Source organism: Hydrogenophaga sp. (genome assembly GCF_022844385.1).
Taxonomy (GTDB): Bacteria; Pseudomonadota; Gammaproteobacteria; order Burkholderiales; family Burkholderiaceae_C; genus Hydrogenophaga.
This window is the reverse complement of the sequence record NZ_JALHLX010000167.1, coordinates 1-6007: the sequence shown is the minus strand read 5'-3', so window position 1 is coordinate 6007 and position 6007 is coordinate 1. Positions and strand designations below refer to the sequence as shown.

Below are 6007 nucleotides of genomic sequence, written 5' to 3'. Positions count from 1 at the left end.
TTGTCTCGCGTGAGCCGCTCGGCAAACGAGATGCCGATGGCCGAGAGCACGAAGGTGAAGTGGATCACCGCCACCATGGTGACAACCTGGATGTTCTCCAGGGTCAGCTCGCCGCTGAGGTAGGTCTTGAGCGCGTGCACGCCCGAGATGGAAATGATGGCGAAGGCCAGCTTGAGCTTGAGGTTGTAGGTGTTGACGTGATCGAGCCAGTCGGGCTTTTTCATCTCTTTGGAATCGAAGTGCCCGGTGGTCACGAACAGCGACACACCCGCCAGCGCCACCACCCAGACCAGCTGGGCGACCATGGTCATGTCCACCAGCTCCAGCACCTTGATGATCAGGTCGATCTTCTGCAGATCTTCGAACAGCAGGGTGGTGAAGAGCTTGTAGGTTTCCAGCAAAAACTTGCCCAGGATGCCGAAGATGATGGCGACCAGCCCGACATAGAAAAAGAGCATGGTGAAACGCATGCCGTACAGCAGCGAACCCACGCCCGAGAGCAGCTTTTCCATAATTTTTTCGTGTTCAGTTGTTTTGAAGGGTGGGGTGAAGCGCAGTCGCTCGGGCTCAGGACCGGGCGCTCACCGGAATGCGGCTTCGAGTATCGCCGAGCCTTGCAGCGCCGGGGACCATGGCTTTGGTCTCACCGCAGCCCCGCCTTGCGCAGCCGGTAGCTGAACTGCCGCAGCGTGAGCCCCAGGCTCTGGGCGGCCTGGGTCTGGTTGCCTTGGTGGCGCGCCAGGGCGTCTTGCAGGGCCTGCGGGCTGTGGGAGCGGGCGCTTTGGTATTCGCGCACGTTGCCGGCGGGCAGGGGCAGCGCGGGTGGGGGCTCAGTGGCGGGCAGGGGCGTGAGCGACTCGGGCATGAAGCGCTCCAGCGCCACGGCGGTCACGCGGGTGTGGTCGGTCAGCAGCACCAGGCGTTCGATGAGGTTGCCGAGCTCGCGGATGTTGCCGGGCCAGTCGTGGGCTTCCAGCCGCGCCATGGCCTCGGGCGCCAGGTGCACATTGCGCTCGTGCGCCTGGTTGGCGCGGTTCACAAAATGCAGGGCGAGTGCGCGGATGTCTTCGCGCCGCTCGCGCAGGCTGGGCAGGCGGATCGGGATCACGTTGAGCCGGTAGTACAGGTCTTGCCGGAACTGCCCGGCCTGCACGTCGCGCGCCAGGTCCCGGTTGGTGGCGGCCACCAGGCGCACGTTCACCTTCACCTCCCGCGTGCCACCCAGGCGCACCAGCGTGCCTTCTTGCAGGGTGCGCAGCAGCTTGCTCTGCATGGCCAGCGGCAGCTCGCCGATCTCGTCCAGAAAGATGGTGCCGCCGTTGGCCTGCTCAAACCAGCCGGCGCGCGCGGTGTTGGCGCCGGTGAAGGCGCCGCGCTCGTAGCCGAACAGTTCGGACTCGAACAGGGTCTCGGGGATGGCGGAGCAGTTCACCTTGATGAAGGGCTGGTCATGCCGGCCGCTGGCCAGGTGCACGGCGCGGGCAAACAGCTCCTTGCCGGTGCCCGACTCGCCCAGCAGCAACACCGTGGCCTGCGACTGGGACACGCGCTCCAGCTCGCCCAGGGCCTGCAAGAGCGCGGGCGAGCGGCCAATGAGCCCGTAGCGCGCGGTGCTGGTGTCGAGCGCGCGGGCCAGGGCGGCGTTGCGTTCTTCGAGCTGGCGGGTTTCTTCGGCCACCAGCTGTTCCAGCTGCAGCAGCTGCCCGGCCAGCGTGGCCAAGATGCGCAGCAGCGCCAGGTCGTCGTTCAAATGGCGCTGGCGGCTGCGGATGCGGTGGCAGGCCAGCACGCCGATGGTGGCGCCGTTCACCTCGATGGGCAGCGCCAGAAAGGCCACGGTCTGCGGCGGCAGCTGGCTGCGCGGCACGGAGCGAAACAGAAACAGCGGCTCGGCGTCCACGTCCTGCACGATGGCGGGCAGGCCGGTCTGCAGCACGCGCCCGGTGATGCCCTCGCCCCAGCGGTAGACACCGCTGGCCACCTGCCCGGCGGTGAGGCCGTAGGCGTGGCGGATGGAGGCGGTGCGCGTTTCTTTGGCCTGGCCGGGGATGCCTTCGTCGGCCAGCACCATGCGCCCCCGGTTCAGGCCGAGCAGCTCGCTCATGAGGTGCAGCATCTCGCGCAACACAAAGGCCGGCGCCAGGCTGCGGCCCACCAGCTTCATGACCTCGCGCATGAGCAGCAGCTCCTGGGCGTGCCAGTCGGTGCCGGTGTGGTCGGGGTCGGTGCGTTGAGGGGGCATGGGGAGGGTCAAGCAAGCATCGCACCAGAGGCCTGGTGTTGCTCTGCCCCGCCCGCCCCACACCGCGGGCGGGCGCGGTCGTTTCAGCGCAGCGGCAGCAGCAACACGGCGCCTTGCGCCACGGCGTAGGCGTCCACATGGCCGGAGACGCTGAGCTGGTCGTCAACATAGTGCGCGTGGAACCGCTCGCCGGGGTGGGACACCACGCCCTCCAGCGCGGTGCCGCTGTAGACGCCAACGAGCTGGCCCACGGCGCCGGGTTCGTGGAAGACCTTCATGCCGGCCTGCTGGTTGGCGTGGTGGCCCGCGTGCGCGGCGCCGTGCGCCCCGTGGCCGGACGAACTTCTGCCGGCCGGCTTTTCGCCGGTGACCACATGCCAGCGCAGACGCGGGAACGCGCCGGTCACCCGGAAGGGGAAAGGCTGGTCGAGCGACAGGCCCCGGGCCCGGGCCTGTTCCTGCACAAAGGCCTCAAACGCGGGTTGCTCCATGTCGCGCGGCACCGGCACCTCGGCCCAGGCCGCCACGCGCGCGCTGGCCCACAGCAAGGCCTGTTCGTTCGCTTCAGGCGGGCGCACGCGGCCCCGGTCGTCGCTGCCGGGGCTGACCAGCAGCCGGCCGTCGATCTGGATCATCTCGGCCTTGAGGCCGGCCGTGGCGCCCACGCCCCAGGTGCCGGCCGCTTGCGGCAGGCTGCTCACCGCGGCCTGGCCTGCGGTGTCGCCGGTGTGGCTCATGCGCTTGAAATTCCCCACATGGTGAAAGGCAAACGGCAGGCTGGCGGCCAGGGCCATGCCGGCGGCCAGCAGGCCGATGGCGAGCAGGGTTGTGCTGCGGTGCTTCAAGGCGTTCATTCGCGTTCGAGTTCCAGGTAGGTGCGGCTGGCGTTGCCGGGGTGCAGCTGTGCGGCGTTGAGCAGACCCATCCACGGTTGGGCGTCAAAGGTCTGGATGGCGGCGCCGATCTCGGCGCCATCGTCGACCGCTTTTTTCATGTGGGTGCGCAGGGCCTGCAGGTAGTCGCGCGTCTGCGCCCGGGCGGTGGCCACGTCGCACACCTCACCGTGGCCGGGCACGATCCGGACGGGCTGCAGGGCTTCCAGCGCGGCGAAGCTTTGCAGCCAGCGGCCGGTGTGGCTGACCGGGATCACGCCCAGCAAACGGTCGACGTACACCACGTCACCGCTGAACACCACGCGCGGGCCGGGCAACCAGACGATCACGTCGCCCGGCGTGTGTGCGCCGCCCCGGTGTTTGACCTCCACCACGGTCCCGCCCAGGTTCAGGGTTTCATCGGTGCCGCTCAGGAAGCGGGAGGGCAAGGTCGGCACGGTGCCGTCGAGTTTTTCATTCAGCTCGGTCTTCAGGTTGCTCATGTGGTCGCCGCCGCGCGCGAGCATGTCGGCCCGTGCGCTGGCGTGGGCCATCACCTCGGCGCCCTGGGCCAGAAAGTAGCTGTTGCCCAGCCAGCGGTGGTCCTGCCCGCCGGTGTTGATGACCCACCGGACCGGCTGCGAGGTGACCTTCTTCACCGCCTCGTGGATCTGCTTGGCGCCCAGAAAACTGGCGCCGCTGTCCACCAGCAGCGCGCCGGCCGGCGTGACCACCAGGCCGATGTTCGCGTTGAGGCCTTCGTTCTGGTGGGTGCGCCCGCCCTTCTCGCCCACGAAGGCGTACACGCCCGGGGCCACGGGTGCGAACGCCACGTCCACGGCGTGGGCCAGCGTGGCGGCCAGGCCCATGGCCAGCATCAGTGCGTTTCTCAGCTTGGGAAATGGCATCGGTTCTTTCGGGGGGTTGCCGGCGGGAGAGCCGTGGAGTATTCCCGGTTCACAGCCGGGCTCCTATGATCGTGATCATATGAACGCCGACCCCTCGCTGCCCGCTTCCCTGGCCGCCCTGCTGCCCGCTGCATTGCACGCGCTGTGCCACACCCGACGCCACGCGCGGGGCGAGCGCCTGTTTGCCACCGGCGCCCGGCCCACGCACATGTTCTATGTGGCAGAGGGCGAGGTGGTGCTGGAGCGCCCCGGCCCGCAAGGGGCAAGCACCGTGCTGCAGCGCGCGCGGCGCGGCTTTGTGGGCGAGGCGAGCCTGCAGTCCACCCGCTACCACTGCGATGCCCAGGTGCTGGCCGACACGCTCGTCACGCGTGTGCCGGTGGCGGCCCTGCGCCAGGCGCTGGCCAGCGACCCGGCCTTTGCCATGCGCTGGGTCGCCATGCTCAATGCCGAACTTCGGCGCTTGCGCCTGCAATGCGAACGGCTGAGCCTGAACCGCGTGCAGGACCGGGTGCTGCACCTGCTGGACACCGAAGGCGAGCTGGGCCGCTACCCGGTGCGGGCGGGATTGAAGTCACTCGCGGGCGAGCTGGGCGTGACGCACGAAGCGCTCTACCGCGCGCTGGCCGCGCTGGAACACAGCGGTCGGTTGGCGCGCGAAGACGGGGCACTGGTGCTGGTGGCGCCCTGAGGTGCGCCACTCCGGCTCCGTGGCCGGCTAAAATCAGGCCTTCTCAAGGAGCGCTGCAGCGCCACCGGCCCCCAGGGTTCGCGTGTGCGTCAGGCTTGAGTGGGCACGAACAGGCCCAAAACGGCGCTCACCAGTCTGTTGTCTGCAAAACTGCCTTGGTGAGCCCCATGTCTGCATCTGCCTCCGCTTCCCCGTCTTCCCCCGTTTCCGTGCCGCCCATGCTGCTCTCCGGCCTGGAGCCGCTGCGCATCGGGCCTGACAGCCTGTTCGTCAACGTCGGCGAGCGCACCAATGTCACCGGCTCCAAGGCCTTCGCCCGCATGATCCTGAACGGCGAGTACGAGCAGGCGCTGGCCGTGGCGCGCCAGCAGGTGGAAAACGGCGCCCAGATCATCGACGTGAACATGGACGAGGCCATGCTGGACAGCAAGGCCGCCATGGTGAAGTTCCTCAACCTGATCGCCGGCGAGCCCGACATTGCACGTGTGCCGGTGATGGTGGACAGCTCCAAGTGGGAGGTGATCGAGGCCGGCCTGCGCTGCGTGCAGGGCAAGGGCGTGGTGAACTCCATCAGCATGAAAGAGGGCGTGGACGAGTTCAAGCGCCAGGCGCGGCTGGTCAAGCGCTACGGCGCGGCCGCCGTGGTGATGGCGTTTGACGAAAAGGGCCAGGCCGACACCTACGAGCGCAAGGTCGAGATCTGCGAGCGGGCTTACCGCATCCTCGTGGACGAGGTGGGCTTTCCGCCGGAAGACATCATCTTCGACCCGAACATCTTCGCCATTGCCACCGGTATCGAGGAACACAACAACTACGCGGTCGACTTCATCAACGCCACGCGCTGGATCAAGGCGAACCTGCCGGGCGCCAAGGTGAGCGGCGGTGTGTCCAACGTGTCGTTCAGCTTCCGTGGCAACGACCCGGTGCGCGAGGCGATCCACACCGTGTTCCTGTACCACGCGATCAAGGCCGGCATGGACATGGGCATCGTCAACGCCGGCATGGTGGGCGTGTACGACGAGCTCGAACCCGATCTGCGCGAACGCGTGGAAGACGTGGTGCTGAACCGCAGGCTTGATGCCGGCGAGCGCCTGGTGGAGGTGGCCGAAAACGCCAAGGGCGCGGCCAAGGACGACAGCAAGAAGAACGAGTGGCGCGCGCTGCCGATCCGCGAGCGCCTGAGCCACGCGCTGGTGCGCGGCATGAACGACTTCATCAGCGAAGACACCGAAGAGATGTGGCGCGAGATCGAGGCCGGTGGCGGCCGCCCGCTCAACGTGATCGAAGGCCCGCT

The 6007-nt window shown here is 68.1% G+C and carries 6 protein-coding genes and 1 riboswitch; of the genes, 2 read left to right on the top strand and 4 right to left on the bottom strand.

Going from position 1 to position 6007, the window contains the following annotated elements; genetic code table 11:
- The 4 genes from Q0C59_RS17945 to Q0C59_RS17930 all read right to left on the bottom strand — a co-directional run.
- A partial coding sequence (locus tag Q0C59_RS17945) for a YqhA family protein (RefSeq protein WP_291218101.1) occupies positions 1–512 on the bottom strand: 512 nt, incomplete at its 3' end.
- A 131-nt stretch (positions 513–643) separates the two neighbouring features.
- Positions 644–2242 (bottom strand): sigma 54-interacting transcriptional regulator, encoded by a 1599-nt coding sequence (locus Q0C59_RS17940; protein WP_291218099.1) that lies wholly within the window; start codon positions 2240–2242, stop codon positions 644–646.
- An 83-nt stretch (positions 2243–2325) separates the two neighbouring features.
- The gene (locus Q0C59_RS17935) at positions 2326–3096 is read right to left on the bottom strand and encodes an acetolactate decarboxylase (protein WP_291218096.1); all 771 of its coding nucleotides are present in this window, start codon (positions 3094–3096) and stop codon (positions 2326–2328) included.
- Positions 3093–4022: an MBL fold metallo-hydrolase gene (locus Q0C59_RS17930; RefSeq protein WP_291218093.1), complete on the bottom strand. Its 930-nt coding sequence runs from the start codon at positions 4020–4022 to the stop codon at positions 3093–3095. The genes Q0C59_RS17935 and Q0C59_RS17930 overlap by 4 nt, the downstream gene beginning before the upstream one ends.
- Positions 4023–4101: 79 nt before the next feature.
- Between Q0C59_RS17930 and Q0C59_RS17925 the strand changes: the two genes are divergently transcribed.
- Positions 4102–4713, top strand: a complete 612-nt coding sequence (locus Q0C59_RS17925) for a Crp/Fnr family transcriptional regulator (RefSeq protein WP_291218091.1) — start codon at positions 4102–4104, stop codon at positions 4711–4713.
- Between the two features lie 39 nt (positions 4714–4752).
- Positions 4753–4849, top strand: a riboswitch (S-adenosyl-L-homocysteine riboswitch).
- Positions 4850–4880: 31 nt separating this feature from the next.
- Positions 4881–6007, top strand: a 1127-nt coding sequence (locus Q0C59_RS17920) for a dihydropteroate synthase (RefSeq protein ID WP_291218090.1), incomplete at its 3' end; no start/stop codon positions are given.

Excerpts from the sequence above, each read along its gene's own strand:
- Q0C59_RS17940 (WP_291218099.1), bottom strand. The coding sequence starts at position 2,242 with ATGCCCCCTCAACGCACCGACCCCGACCACACCGGCACCGACTGGCAC.
- Q0C59_RS17935 (WP_291218096.1), bottom strand. The coding sequence starts at position 3,096 with ATGAACGCCTTGAAGCACCGCAGCACAACCCTGCTCGCCATCGGCCTG.
- Q0C59_RS17930 (WP_291218093.1), bottom strand. The coding sequence starts at position 4,022 with ATGCCATTTCCCAAGCTGAGAAACGCACTGATGCTGGCCATGGGCCTG.
- Q0C59_RS17925 (WP_291218091.1), top strand. The coding sequence starts at position 4,102 with ATGAACGCCGACCCCTCGCTGCCCGCTTCCCTGGCCGCCCTGCTGCCC.